This is a genomic window from Lascolabacillus sp., from assembly GCF_028696275.1.
GTDB lineage: Bacteria > Bacteroidota > Bacteroidia > Bacteroidales > Dysgonomonadaceae > Proteiniphilum > Proteiniphilum massiliensis.
In genome coordinates this window covers 1-23454 of sequence record NZ_JAQVHI010000035.1, presented here as the reverse complement: position 1 = coordinate 23454, position 23454 = coordinate 1, and the positions used below count along the sequence as shown (strand labels likewise).

General features: G+C 36.8%; 21 protein-coding genes. 11 read left to right on the top strand and 10 right to left on the bottom strand.

Translation table 11 applies throughout. The features are described from left to right. Positions 1 to 192: 192 nt before the first annotated feature. The 5 genes from nagB to PHO43_RS08285 all read right to left on the bottom strand — a co-directional run bounded on the left by nagB (position 193) and on the right by PHO43_RS08285 (position 4961). Positions 193 to 1005: a glucosamine-6-phosphate deaminase gene (gene nagB / locus PHO43_RS08305; protein WP_045089980.1), complete on the bottom strand. Its 813-nt coding sequence runs from the start codon at positions 1003 to 1005 to the stop codon at positions 193 to 195. A 19-nt stretch (positions 1006 to 1024) separates the two neighbouring features. Beyond that, the gene (locus PHO43_RS08300) at positions 1025 to 2233 is read right to left on the bottom strand and encodes an FprA family A-type flavoprotein (RefSeq protein WP_045089981.1); all 1209 of its coding nucleotides are present in this window, start codon (positions 2231 to 2233) and stop codon (positions 1025 to 1027) included. A 38-nt stretch (positions 2234 to 2271) separates the two neighbouring features. Continuing rightward, positions 2272 to 3171 carry a prolipoprotein diacylglyceryl transferase gene (gene lgt, locus PHO43_RS08295; RefSeq protein WP_394331717.1) on the bottom strand — a complete coding sequence of 300 codons (900 nt, stop codon included), beginning with the start codon at positions 3169 to 3171 and terminating at the stop codon, positions 2272 to 2274. A 161-nt stretch (positions 3172 to 3332) separates the two neighbouring features. Continuing rightward, positions 3333 to 4232 carry a diaminopimelate dehydrogenase gene (locus PHO43_RS08290; protein WP_045089982.1) on the bottom strand — a complete coding sequence of 300 codons (900 nt, stop codon included), beginning with the start codon at positions 4230 to 4232 and terminating at the stop codon, positions 3333 to 3335. 69 nt (positions 4233 to 4301) lie between these two features. After that, positions 4302 to 4961 carry a rhomboid family intramembrane serine protease gene (locus PHO43_RS08285; protein ID WP_052673285.1) on the bottom strand — a complete coding sequence of 220 codons (660 nt, stop codon included), beginning with the start codon at positions 4959 to 4961 and terminating at the stop codon, positions 4302 to 4304. 169 nt (positions 4962 to 5130) lie between these two features. Between PHO43_RS08285 and PHO43_RS08280 the strand changes: the two genes are divergently transcribed. The 3 genes from PHO43_RS08280 (at position 5131) to PHO43_RS08270 (ending at position 9808) form a co-directional block, all read left to right on the top strand. After that, on the top strand, positions 5131 to 7071 hold the full coding sequence (locus PHO43_RS08280; RefSeq protein WP_045089983.1) for a glycogen debranching enzyme N-terminal domain-containing protein: 1941 nt from the start codon (positions 5131 to 5133) through the stop codon (positions 7069 to 7071). Between the two features lie 81 nt (positions 7072 to 7152). Beyond that, complete coding sequence (locus PHO43_RS08275) at positions 7153 to 8409, top strand: glycosyltransferase (protein WP_045089984.1); 1257 nt, start codon at positions 7153 to 7155, stop codon at positions 8407 to 8409. A 61-nt stretch (positions 8410 to 8470) separates the two neighbouring features. Next, entirely contained in the window at positions 8471 to 9808 is a 1338-nt protein-coding gene (locus PHO43_RS08270) for a glycoside hydrolase family 57 protein (protein ID WP_045089985.1), read from the top strand. A gap of 96 nt (positions 9809 to 9904) precedes the next feature. Here the strand turns inward: PHO43_RS08270 and rny are convergent, their stop codons facing one another. The 3 genes from rny to PHO43_RS08255 form a co-directional block, all read right to left on the bottom strand. Then, positions 9905 to 11434 carry a ribonuclease Y gene (gene rny, locus PHO43_RS08265; protein ID WP_045089986.1) on the bottom strand — a complete coding sequence of 510 codons (1530 nt, stop codon included), beginning with the start codon at positions 11432 to 11434 and terminating at the stop codon, positions 9905 to 9907. Between the two features lie 130 nt (positions 11435 to 11564). Then, on the bottom strand, positions 11565 to 11864 hold the full coding sequence (locus PHO43_RS08260; RefSeq protein ID WP_045089987.1) for a cell division protein ZapA: 300 nt from the start codon (positions 11862 to 11864) through the stop codon (positions 11565 to 11567). Positions 11865 to 11882: 18 nt separating this feature from the next. Continuing rightward, positions 11883 to 12173, bottom strand: coding sequence for a coiled-coil domain-containing protein (locus tag PHO43_RS08255; protein WP_045089988.1), 291 nt, complete (start codon positions 12171 to 12173; stop codon positions 11883 to 11885). Positions 12174 to 12312: 139 nt separating this feature from the next. Here PHO43_RS08255 and PHO43_RS08250 point away from each other — a divergent pair, with 139 nt between their 5' ends. After that, positions 12313 to 12981, top strand: a complete 669-nt coding sequence (locus PHO43_RS08250) for a B3/B4 domain-containing protein (RefSeq protein WP_045090948.1) — start codon at positions 12313 to 12315, stop codon at positions 12979 to 12981. A gap of 180 nt (positions 12982 to 13161) precedes the next feature. On the opposite strand, the gene PHO43_RS08245 is transcribed toward PHO43_RS08250, so the two are convergent. After that, entirely contained in the window at positions 13162 to 14322 is a 1161-nt protein-coding gene (locus PHO43_RS08245; RefSeq protein ID WP_288009653.1) for a sensor histidine kinase, read from the bottom strand. Next, on the bottom strand, positions 14304 to 15677 hold the full coding sequence (locus tag PHO43_RS08240; RefSeq protein WP_288011879.1) for a methyltransferase RsmF C-terminal domain-like protein: 1374 nt from the start codon (positions 15675 to 15677) through the stop codon (positions 14304 to 14306). The genes PHO43_RS08245 and PHO43_RS08240 overlap by 19 nt, the downstream gene beginning before the upstream one ends. A gap of 89 nt (positions 15678 to 15766) precedes the next feature. Here PHO43_RS08240 and PHO43_RS08235 point away from each other — a divergent pair, with 89 nt between their 5' ends. From PHO43_RS08235 to PHO43_RS08205, 7 genes are all read left to right on the top strand, one after another. Next, positions 15767 to 16591, top strand: a complete 825-nt coding sequence (locus PHO43_RS08235) for a sugar phosphate isomerase/epimerase family protein (RefSeq protein WP_502867184.1) — start codon at positions 15767 to 15769, stop codon at positions 16589 to 16591. A gap of 43 nt (positions 16592 to 16634) precedes the next feature. Further along, positions 16635 to 17201 carry an NUDIX hydrolase gene (locus tag PHO43_RS08230; RefSeq protein WP_045089992.1) on the top strand — a complete coding sequence of 189 codons (567 nt, stop codon included), beginning with the start codon at positions 16635 to 16637 and terminating at the stop codon, positions 17199 to 17201. Between the two features lie 30 nt (positions 17202 to 17231). Beyond that, positions 17232 to 17945, top strand: a complete 714-nt coding sequence (locus tag PHO43_RS08225; RefSeq protein WP_288011877.1) for an SAM-dependent methyltransferase — start codon at positions 17232 to 17234, stop codon at positions 17943 to 17945. Positions 17946 to 17977: 32 nt separating this feature from the next. Continuing rightward, entirely contained in the window at positions 17978 to 19036 is a 1059-nt protein-coding gene (gene murB, locus PHO43_RS08220; RefSeq protein ID WP_082057386.1) for a UDP-N-acetylmuramate dehydrogenase, read from the top strand. 10 nt (positions 19037 to 19046) lie between these two features. After that, positions 19047 to 20351: a UDP-N-acetylglucosamine 1-carboxyvinyltransferase gene (gene murA / locus PHO43_RS08215; RefSeq protein ID WP_045090950.1), complete on the top strand. Its 1305-nt coding sequence runs from the start codon at positions 19047 to 19049 to the stop codon at positions 20349 to 20351. 161 nt (positions 20352 to 20512) lie between these two features. Then, positions 20513 to 22378, top strand: a complete 1866-nt coding sequence (locus PHO43_RS08210; RefSeq protein ID WP_053826039.1) for a 2-oxoacid:acceptor oxidoreductase subunit alpha — start codon at positions 20513 to 20515, stop codon at positions 22376 to 22378. Between the two features lies 1 nt (position 22379). Beyond that, a complete protein-coding gene (locus PHO43_RS08205; RefSeq protein ID WP_502867183.1) occupies positions 22380 to 23438 on the top strand; it encodes a 2-oxoacid:ferredoxin oxidoreductase subunit beta in 1059 nt (352 codons plus the stop codon). The last annotated feature ends 16 nt before the right edge of the window (positions 23439 to 23454 follow it).

Below are 23454 nucleotides of genomic sequence, written 5' to 3'. Positions count from 1 at the left end.
TTATATTAATGAATTACACTGTGATTATAATCGGTGAACAAACGATACTAAGCAGTTGTTCATTGTAATCGACTGTATATCTGTTAAATATCAAATATAAAAGTTAACTGCAAGATAAAAAAAAGGGTGTAGAAAAACTTCTACACCCTTAAAACAATACTTAAATTTAACTTTAATGATTCATTTTTATTCCTATTTAAAAAGAGAATCCGGATCTAGATTATCATGCTCAATGTCAAGGAAGTATTTATATGTTTTCACCTGTAATTCACTACATGCATCATAATCACATACAATTATACCTTTTTCATGTAATTGCAGAGCACTGATTGTCCACATTTGAGTAACAGGACCTTCAACTGCATGATACAATGCTCTTGCTTTATGAATACCATTTACAAGAATCAGAACTTCCTTAGCATCAAGTACAGTACCTACTCCTACAGTAAGTGCAGTTTTAGGAACTTTATTAACATCGTTATCGAAGAATCTTGAATTTGCTATAACTGTATCAGTGGTAAGTGTTTTCACCCTTGTGCGTGAGCTCAGTGAAGAGCCTGGTTCATTAAAAGCAATATGACCGTCAGGTCCTATACCTCCTAAAAACAGATCAATACCTCCTGCATCTTTGATAGCTTTCTCATAAGCAGCACATTCTGCTTCAGGATCCTTAGCCATACCATCTAAAATATGAACATTTTCCTTCTTAATATCGATATGATTAAAGAAGTTATCCCACATAAAAGTATGATAGCTTTGTGGGTGATCTGCTTCCAGACCAATATATTCATCCATATTAAATGTTACAACATTCTCAAAAGATACTACGCCTCTTTCATAAAGCTTAATAAGAGCTTTGTATGTATTAAGAGGAGAAGAACCTGTAGGTAAACCTAATACAAAAGGATTTTCAGCTGTTGGTTCTGCACTATTAATTTTTGCTGCAATGTAGTTTGCAGCCCATTGTGCCATTTGATTGGCATCAGGTTGAATAATAAGTCTCATAACTTGTATATGTAATTATTTATTTTGAATTATCACTGTTTAATTTCTTAGCCATCATCATTCCCAGATTATTAGCTTTTTCATAAACCTCATCCAGCATACCCTGCTTTATAACTACAGGAGATGCAACCACTTCAAAATTCATCTCTTCGGCAAATGATTTCAGCAATCTTTCAGATGCATCAGACCATGAGAATCCACCAAAATAACCAAAATATCTATTTTTCAGGTTCCTGTTTTGCAAAGATGTTACAACACTTTCCACGGCAGGATAAAGCTTATTGTTATATGTAGGTGATCCAATTATCAGACCTTTATATTTAAATACATCCCTGATGATATCTGACTCATGACTCTTAGAAACATTGTGTATAACGATATCCTTAACACCATTTTGTGATGCTGAAACCGCAATTGTATCAGCTAACTCTGCGGTATTTCCATACATACTACCATAAACTATAACCAGTCCGCTATCAGCATCATACTTGCTTAGCTTATCATATAAACTGATTACTTCATTAATTCTTCCGTTTTTGGTCCACACCGGTCCATGTGTTGAACAAATCATATCTATTTCAACACCAGAGAGTTTTTTTAGTGCTGTCTGTACAGGAGATCCAAATTTTCCAACTATGTTAGAGTAATACCTTATCATCTCATCCCAATACTTTTCTATACGAGTCTGACTATCCAGTACTCCACCATCAATAGCCCCGAATGTACCAAATGCATCACCACTGAATAGAGTGTTCATTTCCTGTAGGTATGTCATCATTGTCTCCGGCCAATGCACCATTGGTGTAAGATAAAACTTTAGATTATATTTACCCAGATTAAGAGTATCAAGATCAAGAATCTCAACCAGGTTATTTGTAACTCCATAATACCCTTTAAGCATCTCTATCGTACGTTTATTTCCAACAATGCTGATATCAGGGTATTTATTTACTAATAATCCTATAGATCCTGAGTGGTCCGGTTCCATATGATTTACAACAAGATAATCTATTGGTCTGTCGCCAAGCAGTGATGTAATCTTCCTGAAGAATACATCAGAGTAGCAAATGTCAACTGTATCTATCAATGCTACTTTTTCGTCAACAATCAAATAAGAATTATAGGAGACTCCATTTGGCAAAGGCCATAAACTTTCAAAAAGATGTTTGGTGCGGTCGTTCACACCAACATAAAAGATATCCTTCTCAATTTCAAGCGGTTTACACATATAGTTCAGTGGTCCTAATACTGTTTATGATATATATTTTATTTCTTTTTTGTTTTCTGTTTTGGTTTAAACATTTGTGATTGTTTAGGTGTATCAGCAACTACTGCAGGCTTCCTCACAGCATTTATGATAAGCCATAAGCCCCAAATAATAAAGGGGATACTAAGCCATTGACCTAAATTCAAGCCTGTACTCTCTATCATTGAATACTCTTCTTCTACCTGGACATTCTTTACAAACTCAACAAAGAATCTGAACAGGAAAATTACAAAAATCCCAACTCCTGTTATTAGACCCTTTCTATCTTTTGCATTTGTGTTATAATAGAGATACATAGTAATACCAAAAACAACCAGATATGCCAGTGCTTCATATATCTGAGTCGGGTGTGAAGGCTCAGTATAAATGGGCTCCGCACCGTTCATCCATGGATAAAGGTTATCTACAAAACGGAAACCCCATGGGCGGTCGGTAGGCCCACCATAAATCTCATGATTCATAAGATTACCCAATCGAATCATCGCTGAAGTGAAGCCTGTTGGGACCATAACCCTGTCGAAAGTCCACAACATACTCTGTTTGGTAACCTTACGTGAATAGAGCCAAACGGCAATTATAATTCCAATCACTCCACCATGACTTGCAAGTCCTCCTTCCCATACCTTCAGAATTTCTAATGGATTAGAAAGATAGTATCCGGGTTCATAAAAGAGACAATGACCAAGTCGGGCACCCACAATGATACCTACAATCATATATACAAAAAGTGAATCGAACCACTTTTCGGGAAGATCCTCCTTCTTGAAAATTTTCTGTACAATATATACTGCTACCAGCAGACCAACAACCCATAAAAGGCCATACCATCGTATTTCGCGACCAAACAGATTAAAAAGTGTGGGGTCGACATTCCAGGTTACAGAAAGTAATATGTCCATTAGAATACATTTTTTTACAAAGATAATGAAATTTATTTCTTTGACAGTTAATAATAACTCAGACCGTCAAGGTAAGTAAAACCAAAACGGCAATATTTAATGAGGGAATCAAAATATTTAGCCTGTAACCGTAAAAGATATATTATTTCAGACTAAAGAACTTATACTAATTTCTTAATCCACATCTCTTTTTCACCCGGCAGTAAATCTACAACCGGTATTTCAATCATAGTATATGCACCTGGTGACTGCCTTAGTGTTGCTCGTGCTGCACTAACCAATACCTGGGCTGTAAGAGCAGGATTGTTAATCCTCATATCAAATTTAAATTGTTGATTCTGCGTTTCTCCCGACGCCCCTTTTCTTTCCATAAGTACACCATGCCCCATATCCTTAAGAGCTTCAACATCATCCACCTGGAAAACATGAGTCTCATCATGAGCGAAGTAATCATCAGCTTTTATCGACTGGGAAACTTCCTGGAAATTATATCCATCTTCAAGTTCGATATAAACCATTCTTCTGTGAACACCTGTTCCTGTAGGAATAGTCATGGAGAGAGCAGCCTTAACACCATCGATAGCTTTCACGGCAACTGTATGCCCCATACTCATTCCGGGACCAAAATTGGTATATGTGATACCTTTTGGAGCCATAGCCTCCATAAGTGTACGAATAACAGAATCACTTCCCGGATCCCAGCCTGCTGAAATAATTGAAACGGCACCATTTTTAACCGCATACTCATTCAAAGAGTTGCGCAATTCTAATATCTTACTGTGAATATCAAAGCTATCTACTGTATTAATACCGGCTGATAAGCACTCTATGGCATATTTTTCAACATTTCTTGTAGGAGTACAAAGTATTGCAACATCTACATTATGCAGATCATTTATTGATGTAACAACTTTATAATTCTGTAGCTCAGGGGAAACAGAAGAAGAACTTCTTCTAACAACTCCTGCAATTTCAAAATCAGGGCTACTTTCTAACGTTTCTAATGTGTATTTGCCGATATTTCCATATCCAACAACTGCTGCTCTAATTAATTTTTGCATATATCTTAATATTTATTTATTACAAAAATAAGAAAAATGAGTAGTTATTCTCATCAATTACCACACATTTTAATTCTCACTAATTTCATCCAATTCATTTTCTTCTTCATCCTCCCATACTTTTTCGATCTTCTGAGGACCTTGATGACGTAAAGCTACTGCAATGACAAGTCCACTCAGAGTTCCTGCCAGATGACCTTCCCATGAAATTGATGAATCTACCAGTTCGGCAATTGGAAAAATGCTCCATACAGTACTGCCATAAACAAATGCTACAATGAGAGAAACAGCTATCAACTGAATTGATTTTCTGAAAACACCACTAAAAAAGAGAAAAAACATTATTGAAAATACTATTCCACTGGCTCCTACATGATAATAACCTCTTCCAATTATCCAGGTCAGTATACCACTTAAGAACCACAGATATGCAAAAGTTGAGAATGCTATCTTACTATAAAAATAGAAGAGAAACTGGATTAGGATCAATAGAGGTAATGTATTAGAAGCTATGTGTGAAACAGAAGAGTGAATAAATGGTGAAAAAACAATCCCTCTTAACCCTTTAATTTCTCTGGGTAAAATTCCAAATTGTGAAAAATCCGATCCAAAAAGACCTGCAGCGTTCATTGCAAATGAAATCCACAACAGCGAAACAAAAACAATAGATGGCAATAGCGCCAGCCATACTCTTTTCTTCTCGAAACTATCTATTTTATTTTCTATCACTCTTTTCAATTTACAGCTTCCACAAATTTATAAAACATATTTAGAATTTAGAGTCATTAATGTTTGAAGGCTATTTTTATCTCTTTTTTTGCTTGCCCGATAATTACATTTTAATTATCTTTCGCAATAATTAGTCGGCACAAGGGCAAAATATTAAAATCACCTAAAGATGAGTTATCTTAAATTTAACAAGGATCTAATGATCAATCTCGAATATTCTTTATACCGCAATGTATTAAGAACAAACAGAAGAGGGGCTTATCAAAACACTTCAATTTCAGGATGTAATACTACAAAATACCAAGGTTTGCTTGTTATGCCTGTTCCATTTCTTGATAATGAAAATCATCTTATTTTGTCTTCAGTAGATGAAACAGTAATACAACACGGTGCTGAGTTCAATCTTGGTATTCACAGATATGCAGGTGATAATTATAATCCAAAAGGTCATAAATATATACGTGAATTCAATTGTGACAGCGTTCCAAAAACTATTTACCGTATAGGTGGTGTTATACTATCAAAGGAAATTATGTTTTCATCTAAGGAAAACAGACTTATGATCAGATACACACTATTAGATGCTCATTCGCCTACTAAAATACGATTTAAACCATTTTTAGCATTCAGGAAAGCCTCACAACTGACTCGGGAAAATGATCAGGTTGACAAGTCATACCGTATGGTTGAGAATGGGATAAGTACATGTATGTACTTCGGTTATCCCGAGCTTTTTATGCAGTTCAATAAGGAACCTGAATTTGTTTACCACCCCGATTGGTATCGTGATATTGAATACCTCCAGGATCTGCAAAATGGTGATACATACCAGGAAGATCTTTATGTTCCCGGTTATTTCGAGATGTCAATTAAAAAAGGGGAGGAGATAATATTCTCTGCAGGAGACATTTTGGTTGATACCACCACTCTTTCAAATGAGTTCAACTTTGAGATGCAGAAACGTACACCCAGATCAAGTTTTTACAACTGCCTAAAAAACTCGAGTCATCAATTTTATTACATACCCAATAAAGACGAATATTATCTTCTTGCAGGATATCCATGGTTCAAAGTAAGAGCCCGCGACCAGTTTATTTCACTACCAGGTTGCACTCTCTCTGTTGGTAGGCCCAATGATTATGAAAATATAATGGATACCGCAATACCTCATTTGAGGGATTTCATGAATGATAAACCATATAAAAGCTATATCAAACAGCTGGATGACCCAGACCTCCTACTTTGGGTTGTTTGGGCCCTTCAGCAGTTTTACTTTGAAAATAAGAACCAGTTCATTAAAAAGTACTCTGAATTCTTATTTGAGATAATTGAATACATCCTCTCAAATAGGCACCCTAACCTGGTATTTCATGAAAGTGATTCATTACTGACAACATATGGGCGTGAAGTTGCAGTTAGCTGGATGAATGCTATGATTGACGGACGTCCTGCTATCCCAAGATCAGGATATCTGGTAGAGTTCAACTCTCTTTGGTATAATGCTCTGAAGTTCACAGAAGAGATTGCCAATGAAACAGGGAACCATGAAAAAGCTGCATTACTGGCAGAGAAAAGCAGTCTGGCAGGCAAATCATTCATTAAAACATTCATGAATGACGCAGGGTATCTATACGACTATGTAGATGGTTATTACAAAGATCCAAATGTACGTCCAAACATGATCTTTGCGGTTTCTCTTCCCTATTCACCACTTGAAAAAAGACAGAAGAAATCAGTTCTGGATTTTGTTACTAAAGAGCTGTTAACAAGCTGCGGTCTGCGTACTCTTACTCCTAAAAGTGATAAATTCCGACCACACTACAGTGGCAGTGAAAATGAAAAGAAATTTGCTTATTTCAATGGAATGGCTTTTCCATGGTTGTTAGGCCATTATATTGAAGGTTATATAAACGTATTCCAAATGGGTGGTTTGTCTTTGGCTGACAGAATCATGGTTGGTATTGAGAACGAGATACAAAACGACTGTATTGGCTCTATCTCCGAATTTTATGATTCAAACCCTCCATTTATAGCTCATGGGGGATATTCTTTTGCAATGAGCATTGGGGAGCTATTAAGAGCTCAGAAGATAATAAACTCATACAAATAACATAACCAGGGTGTAATTTTAGATTATATCATATTCAGGTATGCAGCGAACATGAAAAAGTAAAAAACTAAAACAGGACAGATGAAAGCATTGATGTTTGGATGGGAGTTCCCTCCACATATACTCGGAGGATTAGGTACAGCAAGTTATGGATTAACTAAAGGTATGTCGCAACAAGAAGATTTAGAAACCATATTTGTTATTCCTAAACCCTGGGGTGATGAAGATCAGAGTTTCATGAAAATCATCGGCGCCAACAATACACCTGTTGTGTGGAAGAATGTATCAAATGATACTGTAAAATCAAGACTCGAAAAGTTCATGAATCCTGAGGAGTATTATAAACTGAGGGATAACATTTATGCCGACTTCAGCTACATGCATACTAATGATCTGGGATGTATTGAGTTTTCAGGCCGTTATCCAAACAATATTCTTGAGGAAACAAATAACTACTCCATAGTTGCAGGTGTAATTGCACGTACTTATGATTTTGATGTAATTCATGCTCACGACTGGTTAACCTACCCTGCCGGCTTGCATGCAAAGAGTGTTACGGGAAAACCAATGGTAATACATGTTCATGCAACTGAATTCGACAGAAGTCGCGGAAAACCCAACCCCATTGTGTATGGAATAGAGAAAGATGGTATGGATAATTGTGACCACATTATTTGTGTAAGTAACTTAACAAGGAAAACAGTAATCGAAAACTACCATCAGCCATACTGGAAAGTCACAACTGTTCATAATGCAGTAGATCCTTTAAGTCCCGAGATCGATGCAATTAAAAGAATATCAGGAGTTCCTGAGAAGGTAGTTACATTCCTCGGAAGGATTACAATGCAAAAAGGTCCCGAGTTTTTTGTAGATGCTGCAACGCAGGTAATTCGCAAAACCGACCATATACGTTTTGTTATGGCAGGAAGCGGTGACATGATGGATCAAATGATACGTCTGGTAGCTGACAGAGGTATTGCTCATAAATTCCACTTTACAGGTTTCCTGCGTGGTAAACAGGTTTATGAAATGCTTAAGTCAAGTGACGTATATGTAATGCCCTCTGTATCTGAGCCATTTGGTATTTCACCTCTTGAAGCTATGCAATGCGGTGTTCCAAGTATAATATCCTACCAGTCGGGCTGTTCCGAGATTCTGCATAATGTAATCAAAACAGACTACTGGGATGTGGATGCAATGGCTGATGCTATTTATTCAATTTGTACATACCCTGCTATGGCCGAACACCTTAAGATTGAAGGCAAAAAAGAGGTTGACAATATAAAATGGGAGGATGCAGGACTAAAAGTTCGTGCCATATACGATATGCTGGTTTGAATTATAAATTATATAATGAAACCAATAATCAAAGAAATCAATTTATAACCATATAAGAATCATGAAGTCGATTTGCTTTTATTTCCAGATACACCAGCCGTTCAGGCTAAAAAGATATCGTTTCTTTAATATAGGAAACGATCACTACTATTTTGATGATTATTCTAATGAAGATATAATGCAACAGATTGCGGCAAGATCCTATATACCGGCCAACAGGATGTTGCTAGATCTGATAAATCAATACAAAGGAAAGTTTAAAGTTGCATTTTCTATTTCAGGAGTAGCTCTGGATCAAATGGAAGTTTATGCTCCGGAAGTAATTGAAGGTTTACGAGAACTAAGCAAAACCGGAGATGTTGAGTTTCTTACAGAAACATATGCCCATTCACTATCGAGTCTTTTTGATCCTGAAGAGTTTCACAATCAGGTTAAACAACATTCTGAAAGAATTGAAATGCTTTTCGATCAGAAGCCTACAGTATTGCGAAATACAGAGTTGATCTATTCTGATGAAATTGCTGATATGGTTTATAAAATGGGATATAAGAAAATGATTACCGAAGGAGCCAAACATGTCCTTGGGTGGAAAAGTCCCAATTATGTATATCAATCGGCTTCACAGCCTCAACTAAAATTACTGCTAAAAAACAGCAAATTTAGTGACGATATAGCATATAAATTCTCCGATTACAGTTGGAACGAGTACCCCCTGACAGCAGAAAAATTCATGTCATGGATAGCTTCAACTCCTCCGGAAGAGAAAGTTTTCAATCTCTTTATGAATTATGAGGTATTAGGTAATCTGCAACCCTCTCACTCCGGAATATTTGAATTCATGAAAGCGCTACCCCGATTTGCTTTTGAAAAAGGAATTGGTTTCTCTACTCCAAGTGAAATTATGGATTCTCATAAGCCAATTGGAGCAATTCAGGTTCCCGAGACAATCTCATGGTCTGACGAGGAGCGTGATGTTAGTGCATGGTTGGGTAACCGACTTCAGAAGAGTGCTTTAAAGTCGCTTTATGAGATTGGCGAAAGGGTAAGACTTTGCACTGTTCGTCAGTTAAAACAGGACTGGATATACCTGCAATCGAGTGATCATTTTTATTACATGTCAACGAAGCATTTTGGAATCGGCAATAGTAATTTTAGTCCCTATATGTCCCCCTATGATGCATTCAATAATTACATGAACGTTTTAAGTGATTTTATAGGTAGGATTAAAGCCCAATATCCTGATACTGTCGATAATGAGGAGTTGAATGCTTTACTTACAACAATTCATAATCAGGACATGGAAATAAAGAGACTTGAACAAGAACTTAAGAAAGTTATTGGAACTAATGAAGAATTATTAGTTGAAAAACTTTCAAGAAAAAAAGCTGATAAAATATAGGTATTTGAAGAGATGTTTTTCGAATAAACTTTTTACATATATAAAAAAGGAGCTTATTCAGCTCCTTTTTTATATATGAATATTTTGATAATCTAGCTACTTGGCAAAACTTACTGCCCTGGTTTCACGTATCACAGTAATTTTAACCTGTCCCGGATAGGTCATTTCAGTCTGTATCTTACGTGCTATTTCATCAGAAAGCTTTTCTGTATCCTGATCATCTATCTTATCAGCACCAACAATTACGCGCAACTCTCTACCTGCCTGAATTGCATATGTTTTAACAACTCCCGGGTAGGAAAGAGCAAGAGTTTCAAGATCATTAAGTCTTTTAATATAGGCTTCCACTATCTCGCGACGAGCACCAGGTCTTGCTCCTGAAATAGCATCACACACCTGAACTATTGGAGCAAGCAAAGTGGTCATCTCAACTTCATCATGGTGAGCTCCAATAGCATTGCAAATATCAGGTTTCTCTTTATATTTCTCTGCAAGCTTCATACCCAAAACTGCATGTGGCAATTCCGGCTCATCATCAGGCACCTTGCCTATATCATGAAGAAGTCCTGCACGTTTTGCTTTTTTGGGATTGAGACCAAGTTCAGAAGCCATGATAGCACAAAGGTTAGCTGTCTCACGAGAGTGTTGCAGCAAATTCTGACCATATGAAGATCTATACTTCATTTTTCCTACAATTCTGATCAACTCCGGATGTAACCCATGAATTCCTAAATCAATAACAGTACGTTTTCCTGTTTCAACTATCTCATCTTCAATCTGCTTCTTTACTTTAGATACAACCTCTTCAATACGAGCCGGGTGAATTCTGCCGTCTGCTACCAGTTGGTGAAGAGAAAGGCGTGCAATTTCTCGTCTTACAGGATCGAATCCTGAAATTACAATTGCCTCCGGAGTATCATCTACAACAATTTCCACTCCTGTAGCTGCTTCCAGAGCTCTTATATTACGACCCTCACGTCCAATAATTCTTCCTTTAATTTCGTCAGAATCAATATGGAAAACTGTAATAGCATTCTCGATTGATGTTTCAGTTGCAACACGCTGAATCGATTGGATCACAATCTTTTTAGCCTCCTTATTAGCTGTCATCTTGGCCTCTTCCATGATTTCACTAATATAGGATTGTGCATCACCTTTTGCCTCCTCTTTCAGAGACTCTACCAGTCTCTCTTTAGCCTCTTCGGCTGATAGGCCAGAAATTGACTCCAGTTTTTCAACCGATTGTCTGTGTAGACGTTCAAGTTCTGCACTTTTCTTATCGAGGAATTCCTGCTGATTAGCCAGAGTAACTTTAAGCTCTTCTGTTTCACTATTTTTTTTATTAAGTTCCTCCTGTCTTTGGTTGAGAGTCATTTCACGCTGTTTCAGCCTATTTTCGAAAGACTGTAATTTAGATGTGCGTGAATTAATTTGCTTTTCGGCCTCATTTTTTAATGCAAGAGTCTCCTCTTTTGCCTCAAGGAGCATCTTTTTCTTTATTACTTCAGCATCTTTTTCAGCATCACTCAGAATTTTCTGAGCGCGTGAATTGGCTGTCTTACCGGTTAGATACCAGGCTATTAAAGCACCAGCAACCAAACCGATAATTCCTATAAATATATTCATATAAATCTACTATTATTTAATTATTATATCACTACTATTAAAATCAAAAAAACGCACTCAGATAAACACATATTGCTAATATGTGATTAAAAGGTGCGGCATAAAATCTCTGTAAACTACAGAGACTCAATTATTTTTTTAGATAATTATCTAACTCAATTATTAAAGAGTCTATCTTATCCTCAAAGGGTTTGGTATTATTCTTATCGCCGAGAGAAAAATTCTCCGCCAATGCCTGAATGGCAGCCATTGCCATAAAATCTTGTGTTGTTAAGTTAGGGTTTGACCCAAATGCAACACGGTATTGGTTTACTTTTATATCTATCTGTTTTGCGGCAGCTCGGAAAGCCTGTTCTTCAGACCTTTTGATTTTCAAAGGATACCTTCTGCCTGCAACTTCTAACGTTAATAAAAATTTCTCGTCCCCCATAACATAAATTTTTAAATCTTATTTTAATAAATTTATGCATTTGTCTACTTCCCGCACCAGCTTTGATAGTTTTAATTTGGCAGTGTCAACATCAACCGACGCTGCAGTAATTGTCCTTACTGTTTTTAAACTATCATATTTTGTTTTCAAAACCTTTAGATCATTTTTGGCTTCATCAATTTGTTCCTGCCTTAACTTAATCTCAGACTTCAATCTCTCATTCTCATCTTTCAATGAATCACAAAAAAACAGAAGTTGTTTAATACGAACTTCCAGATCAATGAGTAACTTGTTATTTTCGTCAGTCATATGAAAACAAAAATTCACGCAAATATAAGAATTGAAATAGAGTCTGACAAATAAATAGATGTTATTTTTCAAATATACATCACATTATATGGGATTTTGTATTGTTTACTTTAGAATTTATAACTTTGCTTTTATGGAAATGAAAATAAAAATTGGCGAGGAAATTTTAGAGGTGTGCTCCGATTTCCATGTAGCTGTTATTTACTGTAAAGTTAAGAATACAAAGCACAATGATAAACTTTGGGATGAAATTGATTTGTTTACAAAAAAGTTTACCAGTTCATTTAGCATGGAAAAGATAAAGAAACGACCCGCAATTGAGGCCACACGTGATGTTTATAAAAGACTTGGCAAAGACCCTAACAGATACCGACCTTCAGGGGAAGCATTATGCAGGAGACTGCTTAAGGGACAGGGACTTTATCAGATTGATACTATTGTTGATTTAATAAACCTGGTTTCGTTAAAAACAGGATATTCGATAGGTGGTTTTGATGCAGATAAGATTGAAGGTAATCTCCGTTTAGGTGTTGGAAGAGCAAATGAACCATTTGAAGCAATAGGTCGTGGTACTATGAATATTGAGGGACTCCCTGTATACAGAGACTCGATAGGAGGAATAGGCAATCCCAGCAGCGATGAGGAGAGAACTAAGATCACATCTGAAACAAAACATCTTTTGATGCTCATCAATGGATATTCAGGAGCTGATGGACTAAAAGAGGCTGTTGACTATTCATTAGAATTACTTAGAAAATATGCATATGCCGATCAGATTAAAATCAGTATAATAAATGGGAATAATTAATATATCACTCAGAGATCACTTATACATGCCTTATATAAACTATAAGCTATGTATAAGTAATTTATAAGCGATCTTTAGCTGAGGTACAAGTCTATTCAGAAAGCAGGTTTGCCTGGTCCTGAATTAGGTTTACAGTGAAAGTAAATATAAATCAGGACTTTACATTAAAAGTAGGTCTTTCTATGATTCATTTAAAATGATTCTGAAGATTGTACCTTTTCCAAGTTCGGAGTTTTTGACAAATATTTTGCCTTTGTGATTCACCTCTACTATTCGCTTAACAAGTGACAAGCCCAAACCCCACCCTCTCTCTTTAGTTGTGTATCCGGGTGAGAATATTTTATTATACATAGATTTAGGAACTCCTTTACCACTATCTTTTATATCTAAATAGACCTGCCTTTTTTCTTTTAATGTTCTAATTTCATCAGGTACCGAAATTGAAAACAATATTTCTCCCTCTCCTTTCATCGCATCAACACCATTTTTGGTAAGATTCTCTATAACCCATCCAAAAAGAGGCTCATTCAACATTACATTTACTGGTTGTTCAGGGAAATCCTCTTTTAGTGACACTCTATCTGAAATCCGTTTTTCCATATAGGATAGTGAGTGACGAACTGCATCCTGAAGTATAGTTGGCTTCAGATCGGGTTCTGATCCTATTTTCGAGAATCTTTCCGCTATCATCTGCAGCCTTTCAACATCCTTATCAATCTCTGCAAGCAACTCCTTATCACTATATTTTAGTTTAAGATATTCCGACCAAGCCATTAAAGATGATATAGGCGTACCAAGCTGGTGAGCGGTCTCCTTCGACAACCCAACCCATACCCTGTTTTGCTCAGCACGCTGAGAACGATTTAAGGTTAGGAATGCAAGTCCGATGAACAGTGAAATTACAAAAAACTGAATATATGGATAAAAATGCAATTGCTTTAGTGTGTATGAATCATCATAATAAAGTATCTGATTCATATCACTCAAGACAATGGGATCATGTTTTCTTTCAAATTTATTTATTTTATTTAGAAGAAAGGCTTCGACATTTTCTTTCGGCAGTTTAATATTGTGAGATTCAACAACACCTGAATTTTCATCATACAAAATGACTGGGATTGTGTTATTGCTTTGCAGAATGGATAATACTAGATATGCATCCATATCTTCAGACATCATGGATTCTGTTGCAAGAGCCCACACCTCAATCTTGTTGCGCTCTTCTGCAGCCAGTTGTTTCACCATTAGGTTTGAAGCTATTAACGACAAAAGAGCTGCGACAATAGCCAATATCACAAATAAAAATGTAAGTGGCTGAGAAATTATGTTCTTATACGCCATTCGTTTGGATATAGGTTGTTTGCACGGTTACCAATATTTTTAACGAAACCCAGTGGTAAATCTCTATATGTAAGCAATATAAATCCTTTTGGAGAATCTGGTATACTTATGGCTTCTCTCCTAAGATATGCAATTGCCTCATCATAGGTCAATTCTCTGGTTGAAAAAATCTCTCTGTTCAGCTCACTGCTCATTGCAAGTGAATGAGATGGAATAAAATCTTTACCTTTTATTTCACCAAGCTCAATTCCTAATGAAATAGTCTTCAAACTGTTTTTTAAAGCTAATATAGTTTCTGTATGTTGTTTAGAAACGGCTATTATACGATTTTCATCCTGAACAAAATCGAAATCGTCCGGATTTATTAAATATCTCTTGTATGTAGAAACCTCCTTTACTAAGTGAGAAGGGTATTTTCTATTTTTTTTGTTACGTTTTTGTATATGCTGAAGACTGTTTGAGACAGTTGAACCATCTTTTCTCAATACAGTCACAAATAACCCCTCTCCTTCTGTTTTATGAGGAAAGAAACGATAGGCGATGACCTTATCATCGAATGATGGCGATATTCCCCACTCTTTTTCGGTTTTAATTTCTACAAATTCCGCATGCATCTCATCAGATACCCATAATGCATTTACCTCATTTTCCAGTGTGTTATAGGTACATGTGCTGTAAATAAGTATACCGCCCGGTTTTAAAGCAGGCCAGATATCAGATAAAATATTTTTTTGTCGTTCTGCACACATTCTGACGTTTTCAGGTGACCATTCACTGATTGCTACATCGTCTTTTCTGAACATTCCTTCGCCTGAACATGGAGCATCTACAAGAATCATGTCATAGAAATCTTGAAGAACGGCAAAATCTTTTGGTTCATTATTGGTTACCACAGTAGTTGGACTTCCCTGTTTCGTGATATTCTCAGAAAGGATATATGCACGCTGGCGTATTATTTCGTTTGATGTCAAGAGGCTACCTGCAGGTAGTGCTGAAAGTAAACTTACCGACTTACCACCGGGTGCTGCACAGAGATCGAGACATTTTAACGGCTTATCAATTAACTGTTTGACAACATGCTCAATAAACATTGAAGATGCTTCCTGAACATAATACTTACCGCCGTGAAACAGAGGATCGAAGGTGAAAGAAGGACGCTTATTCAGGTAATAGCCCCAATCCGACCATGGTACTTGCTTTCCCTCCTCAGGTAAATCTGAAACCTTGCCTTCAGATTTAAGTGGATTTAAACGGAGACTAACTGGTGGCACCTCCACTAAAGAACTAATAAAAGCGTCTGTCTGATCTTTCAGTAGCTGCCTGATAATATCTGTAAAATGGTCTGGAAGATTCATTGCTGATTATTCATTTATACAAAGTTAAAAGATTTTCACAAAATAATATTACCTTTACGCTCATAACAATCTTAAAACCATTTTCAGTCATGAAAAGAACTATTTTTATTATGGGATTAATCATATCCCTTGCTGTTTCCGCACAAAACAGACCTGATCCTCAGCCCTCAGCTGAAACAAATGAAAAGTTCAATATTGGAATGGCGGGTTACACTTTCAGAAATTTTAATTTGGACCAGACATTAGATATGATGCAGAAGTGTGATGTCAAATATTTGTGTATAAAAGACTTTCACCTACCCCTGAACAGTAACGAGAAAGAAATTGCAGACTTTCATGCTAAGCTGGCATCAAAAGGAATAAAGGGATATGCAGTTGGTCCGATATATATGAAGTCTGAGAAAGAGATTGATAATGCTTTTGAGTATGCAAAGCGTGTTGGGGTAAAACTTGTTGTAGGAGTACCAAATTATGAGCTGCTGCCATATGTTGACAAAAAAGTAAAAGAGTACAACATGCATTATGCTATTCACCTGCATGGTCCAGATATGGATCTTTATCCCGATGCAGATGATGTGTGGGAGAATGTGAAAGATTTGGATTCACGTATTGGTATGTGCCTTGACATTGGTCATGACACCAGAAATGGCAAAGATCCGGTAGAAGATTTAAAAAAGTATCACACCCGTGTATTCGATATTCATATCAAAGATGTTACCGGTAACACTAAGGCTGGATATTCTGTTGAAATAGGACGAGGTGTTATTGATATTCCGGCTTTCGTGAAAATGTTGCGAGAAGTAGGTTATACAGGAATGTGCAGCCTGGAACATGAGCGAAATATGGATGACCCACTTCAAGGAATTGCTGAATCGATTGGTTACTTCAGAGGGATTATTACTGCAACTAAATAAGGTTAAAAAAATCAACATAAATATTAGAGTCCCCCATATTTAAATGACAAATCATAAAAACAGTCCACTACACTGGAAGGTTCTCGAACGCAAGTACCTCCACAAGAGGCCGTGGCTGACTGTAAGATTGGAAAAGCTGCTAATGCCCAACGGCAATATAGTACCTGAATACTATGTTCTGGAATACCCAAACTGGGTTAATATTATTGCTATTACAAAAGATAAAAAGTTTGTGATGGTTAAACAGTATCGTCCCGGAATTGAAGAGGTATGCTTTGAACTTTGTGCCGGTGTTTGTGAAGATGAAGATTTGTCACCTTTATCATCTGCACAACGTGAACTGCTTGAAGAAACAGGTTATGGTGGTGGGGTATGGACTGAGTTTATCCGCATTGCACCTAATGCAAGTGCAGCTAATAACTGGTCCTACTGCTACATTGCTGAAGATGTAGAGAAAATAGGCAAACAGTCACTTGAGGAATCAGAGGATCTGACTGTACACCTGGTAACTTTTAACGAGCTAAAGGATTTACTCGAAAATGGCAAGATAGTTCAGGCAACAATGGCAGCTCCTTTATGGAAATTCATGGCTTTGTATGATAATTTTTGACTAATTTTGTACTCATAAAGAGTTTATAAATTGGACAAAGCAGCACTATATTTAATTCCCGTTTTATTAGGTGATACATCAGTTGAGCGGGTGATTCCTGAATTCAACAAGAGAATTGTATCTGAATTGAAGTTTTTCATTGTGGAAAACATTCGTTCAGCACGTCGTTTTATGAAGAAGTGTGATCCTGGCATTGACATTGATTCACTTACATTTTACGAACTGAATAAACATACAAACAAGAAGGATATTGAAGGTTATCTTGCTCCTATGAAATCAGGAAACAGCATGGGCGTTATTTCTGAAGCAGGATGCCCTGCCATTGCTGATCCGGGAGCAGAGGTAGTTGCTATTGCACAGAAAAAAGGATATAAAGTTGTACCACTTGTTGGTCCCTCCTCCCTTTTGATGGCTGTAATGGCATCAGGCTTTAACGGTCAGAGTTTTGCATTTCATGGTTACCTTCCCATTGATTCTTCAAAAAGAGTGAGTAAAATTAAATATCTGGAAATGCAATCATATAAGGATGATCAGACACAACTGTTTATAGAAACACCTTACCGTAATCAAAAGCTGGCAGAAGATATTATTGAAAACTGCAAACCACACACTCAGTTATGTATCGCGATGAATATTTCATGTGATGATGAGTGGATTGTCACAAAAAGCGTAAAGTCATGGAAAGGAAACCTTCCAGATATGCAGAAGACCCCAACCGTATTTCTTATTTATCGTGGTAAATAAACCTCATCTATCTAAGGAATTAATAGTGATGCATGTACACTTATGAATTCAATAAAAACAAATTAATAAAACAACTAGTAAAAAATAAAACGTTGAATATTCAGCACAACAAACAACTGCAACAATATAATTCATTCAGGACCAAAGCAGTAGCTCGATTATTTTGCGAACCTCAATCGGCAGATGAGTTATCAGAAATATTAAAAGCTTTTCCTGACGAGAATAAATTAATTCTTGGTGCAGGTAATAATCTTTTTTTTACAAAAGACTTTGATGGTTTGATCATTAAACCTGCAATGAAAGAGATTTATATTGTTTCAGAAGATGAAAATTATGTAGAAATTGAAGCCGGAGCTGCTATTGAGTGGGATAATCTTGTAGGAGAAACTGTTTCAAGAGGTTACTCCGGATTAGAAAACCTGTCGCTCATACCAGGTTCTGTTGGTGCAAGCCCGATACAAAACATAGGTGCTTATGGATCTGAAGTAAAGGACACAATTACTTTAGTAAAGGCTACAGATATGATTTCCGGAGAACAGTTAGAATTTACAAATGAAGAGTGTCAGTTTGGATATCGTGATAGCATATTTAAACAGAAACGCAGATATATAATAACTTCGGTAGTGTACAGGTTAAATAAAACATATATATACAAAGAAAAGTATGTTGATTTGAGTCGTGAACTGAAAGGAAACAACACACCATCACTATCTCAGGTAAGAGAAGCTATCATCAAAATTCGTACAAGAAAATTACCTGATGTAAAAACTTACCCAAACGCAGGAAGTTTCTTTAAAAACCCGATTCTGACAAAAGAAGAGAAAGAGGCATTACAAAAAAGATTAGTTGATGCACCTATCTACAATACAGGAGAGACAAGCTTTAAAACATCTGCAGCATTTTTAATAGAAAAAGCAGGATATAAGGGAAAGAATAATGGTTTAGTGGGAACTTATGAAAATCATGCATTGGTTATTGTGAATCTTGGTACAGATGATGGTAGAGATATTCTAAACTTTGCAAATGAGATTACCAATGAGGTGGAAAAGCAGTTTGGAGTTAGACTTGAACCTGAAGTATGGATTTATTAAACTTAAAAACATGTCATCATTTATAATAGAAGGTGGTCATAGACTAAAAGGCAATATAACGCCACAAGGAGCTAAAAATGAAGCTTTGCAGGTTATTTGTGCAACATTGCTTACAAGAGAGAGAGTAACAATTGAGAATATCCCGGACATTCTTGATGTTAACAATCTCATAGAACTGTTGCATGACCTTGGTGTAGAGATTAATAAAATTGAAAGCGGTGTATTTACTTTTAAATCTGAAAACATAGATATATCATATACTGAAACAGAGGAGTTCAGAAGAAAAAGTGCGTCAATGAGAGGCTCGATTATGTTAGCAGGACCTCTGCTTGCTCGCTTTGGCGAGGTCGTAGTTCCTAAACCAGGTGGAGATAAGATCGGGCGCAGGAGACTAGATACTCATTTCAATAGTTTAATGAAGTTGGGGGCCGATCTGACTAACGATGAAAAGAATCAGCTTATCAGATTATCTGCCACGAAATTAAAAGGAAAATATATACTTCTCGACGAGGCATCTGTGACTGGTACAGCCAACCTGATAATGGCAGCAGTTTTGTCGGAAGGTGAAACAGTTATATATAATGCCGCTTGCGAACCATATATTGAGCAACTTAGCCGTATGTTGGTAAGAATGGGTGCAAGAATAGAAGGTATTGGTTCTAACAAGCTGTTCATTAAAGGTGTAACATCATTAAACGGGTGCAAGCACCGACTGCTACCTGATATGATTGAGACAGGCAGTTTTATAGGTATGGCAGCTATGACGGAATCGGAGTTAACAATTAGAAATACTTCAATTGAAAATTTGGGTATTATTCCTGAAAGCTTCAGAAGACTCGGTATCACAATTGAACAGAGAGGTGATGATCTATATATTCCAAGTCAGAAGAGTTATACAATAGACTCATTTATGGATGGATCAATTCTTACAATATCTGATGCTCCCTGGCCTGGTTTGACACCCGATTTGCTAAGTGTTATGCTGGTAGTAGCCACAAAAGCAAAAGGGAGTGTACTTATACATCAAAAAATGTTTGAAAGCAGACTGTTTTTTGTTGATAAACTAATTGATATGGGTGCTCAGATAATTTTGTGTGATCCTCACAGAGCGGTAGTTATTGGATTGGATGAACGTTTCTATTTACGTGGTACAACAATGACTTCTCCTGACATACGAGCTGGTATTTCACTGCTGATTGCAGCTATGTGTGCTGATGGTGTAAGCACAATTCATAATATTGATCAAATCGATCGTGGATATCAAGATATCGACAAACGATTAAATGAACTTGGAGCCTCTATAGTAAGGAAATAAATTTGTTTATTACCCAACTCTTTTATTACTTTGTAGACTTGTAAATTGTGACTAATCCTCAGATTTATTTAGTATTATATACCGTCTCCCTGTTAATACAGACAGGGTTACATAATTTATGAACAGATTACACTTTAATAAATAACAACCAAAAAATAATTATGTCAACGAATAGAGTCGTAACCGATATTAAACAGGTAACAGTACGTTTTTCAGGTGATTCCGGTGACGGAATGCAGCTGTCTGGTACGTTATTTTCAACATTATCGGCAATATTTGGGAATGAAATTTCAACATTCCCGGATTTTCCTGCTGAGATTCGTGCACCACAAGGCTCACTTCATGGCGTTTCGGGATTTCAGGTTCGCATAGGTGCGAAAGATGTTTATAATTCAGGTGACAAGACGGATGTCCTGGTAGCCATGAATCCCTCTGCTTTAAAAGTAAATGCACAATTCCTGAAAAAAGGTTCGATTGTAATATATGACAACGATTCATTTAAAAAGAGAGATCTTGATAAGGCGAAGTTTGAGACTGAAGATCCATTTACTGAACTCAATTTAAATCATGTTCAGACAATTGGAATCGATATTACATCTCTTACAAAAGCTTCACTGGAGAACTCTGGTCTTGAGAATAAAGATATACTGAGAAGCAAAAACATGTTTGCTTTGGGTGTAGTTTGCTGGTTGTTTAACAGACCACTGGAAATTGCTGACAAGCTGCTAGAACAAAAGTTTGGAAAAAAACCTGCACTTGTTGAAGCAAACATCAAAGCACTCACCGATGGTTATAATTATGGTGATAACTTACAGCTTACTGCCACTACATATAATATTGATGTAAAAGAATCAACCAAAGGATATTATATGGATGTGAATGGCAATACTGCTACTGCTTATGGACTGATAGCAGCTGCCGAAAGAGCAGGTCTTCAGCTATTCTTAGGTTCGTACCCAATTACTCCGGCAACAGATATATTGCATGAACTTACTAAAAGAAAAGATTTTGGAGTAAAGGCACTACAGATGGAGGATGAGATTGCTGGTATTACATCTGCAATTGGTGCAAGTTTTGCCGGATGTCTTGCAGCTACATCTACATCAGGTCCGGGACTTTCATTAAAAAGTGAGGCAATTGGTCTTGCAGTGATGACTGAATTACCACTAGTTATTATTGATGTTCAGCGTAGCGGACCTTCCACTGGTATGCCAACTAAAAGTGAACAAACCGACCTCAGACAGGCATTATATGGTCGCAACGGAGAGAGTCCTCTTGTAGTAATAGCAGCAACATCACCTACTGACTGTTTCGACAGTGCCTTTGAGGCATCAAAGATAGCACTTGAGCATATGACTCCTGTTATTCTATTGACCGATGGTTATATTGCAAACGGTTCGTCAGCATGGAGAATTCCTGAAATGGAAGACTATCCTGAAATCAATCCTCCATATGTAGATAAGTATTACAATGGAAACGCTGAAGACTGGAAGCCATTCTTAAGAAATGAAGCAACTGATGTTAGATATTGGGGTATACCCGGTACACCTGAATTTATGCACAGGGTGGGAGGACTGGAAAAGGACAGATTCACCGGAGTCATATCTTCTAATCCCGAGAATCATCAGTTCATGATTGATATTCGACAGAACAAAATAGAAAGGATTGCCGATTTTATACCTGAACAGGAGGTTATGGGTGATAAAGATGCTGAAACGCTTATAGTTGGCTGGGGAGGAACTTACGGACACTTGCTTGAGGCTACTCTGCACCTGCAGGACAGTGGTAAAAAGGTGGCATTCACTCAGTTCAGACATATTTCACCACTTCCAAAGAATACACACGATCTGCTAAAAGGTTACAAAAAGGTAATTGTTGCAGAACAAAATAGTGGTCAGTTTGCTGCATACCTGAGTTCAAAATTTCAGGATCTTAGCAATATACACAAGTTCAACAGAATTGAAGGCCAGCCATTTAAAGTGAGCGAGCTGGTAAAAGAATTCACCAAAATAATGGAGGAAGCATAATATGAATACAGTTGAAGCAAAAAATATAGATATAAGTGGTATTAAGTATCAGAAATACATGCCAAAAGACTATAAGAGTCCCAACCCAATACGTTGGTGTCCGGGCTGTGGTGACTATGCTATTCTGACATGTCTCCAAAAAGCTTTAGCCGAGTTGAATGTTGATCCACACAATACTGCGGTTATTTCAGGAATTGGCTGTTCTTCACGACTACCCTACTATATGAATACTTATGGGTTCCATAGTATTCATGGCCGGGCATCAGCAATTGCTACCGGAGTAAAGGTTGCAAATCCCAATCTGAGTGTATGGGTAGCAACAGGTGACGGTGACTCACTTGCAATTGGAGGTAATCACTTTATACATACAATTCGCAGAAATGTTGATATAAATATTCTTCTTTTTAACAATAAGATATATGGTCTTACTAAAGGTCAATACTCTCCAACATCAGAAAGAGGGTTTGTGTCTAAGTCATCGCCATATGGTACAGTAGAAGATCCATTCAGACCGGCTGAACTGACCTTTGGTGCAAGAGGAACATTTTTTGGCCGTGCATTGGATGTCGACATGAAAAATCAGGTAGACACTCTGGTTGAAGCAGCAAAACATAAAGGTACGTCTGTAGTTGAAATTTTACAGAACTGTGTTATTTTCAATGACGGAATACATAATAAAATAAGTGATCGCAACTGGAAGGCAGATAATACTATTTTATTAAAGCATGGAGAGAAAATGGTGTTCGGTAAAGATAATGAAAAAGGTATAGTATTGGATGGTTGGAACCTTAAGGCCGTTACCATTGGTGAAGATGGTTATACTATTGATGATGTACTGGTTCATGATGCCGAGACCCAAGACAACACACTTCATATGAAACTCGCTCTTATGGACACATCGGTAGGAATGCCTGTTGCACTTGGAGTTATCAGAAGTGTCACTGCACCTACATATGAGCGTGATTATGAAGATCAGATCGCTGAGGTACAAAAGAAAAGCCCTAAAAAATCATTCAGGGAATTTCTTCTGAATTCATCAAATGTATGGGAAGTTAAATAGTAATTAAAAAATATAC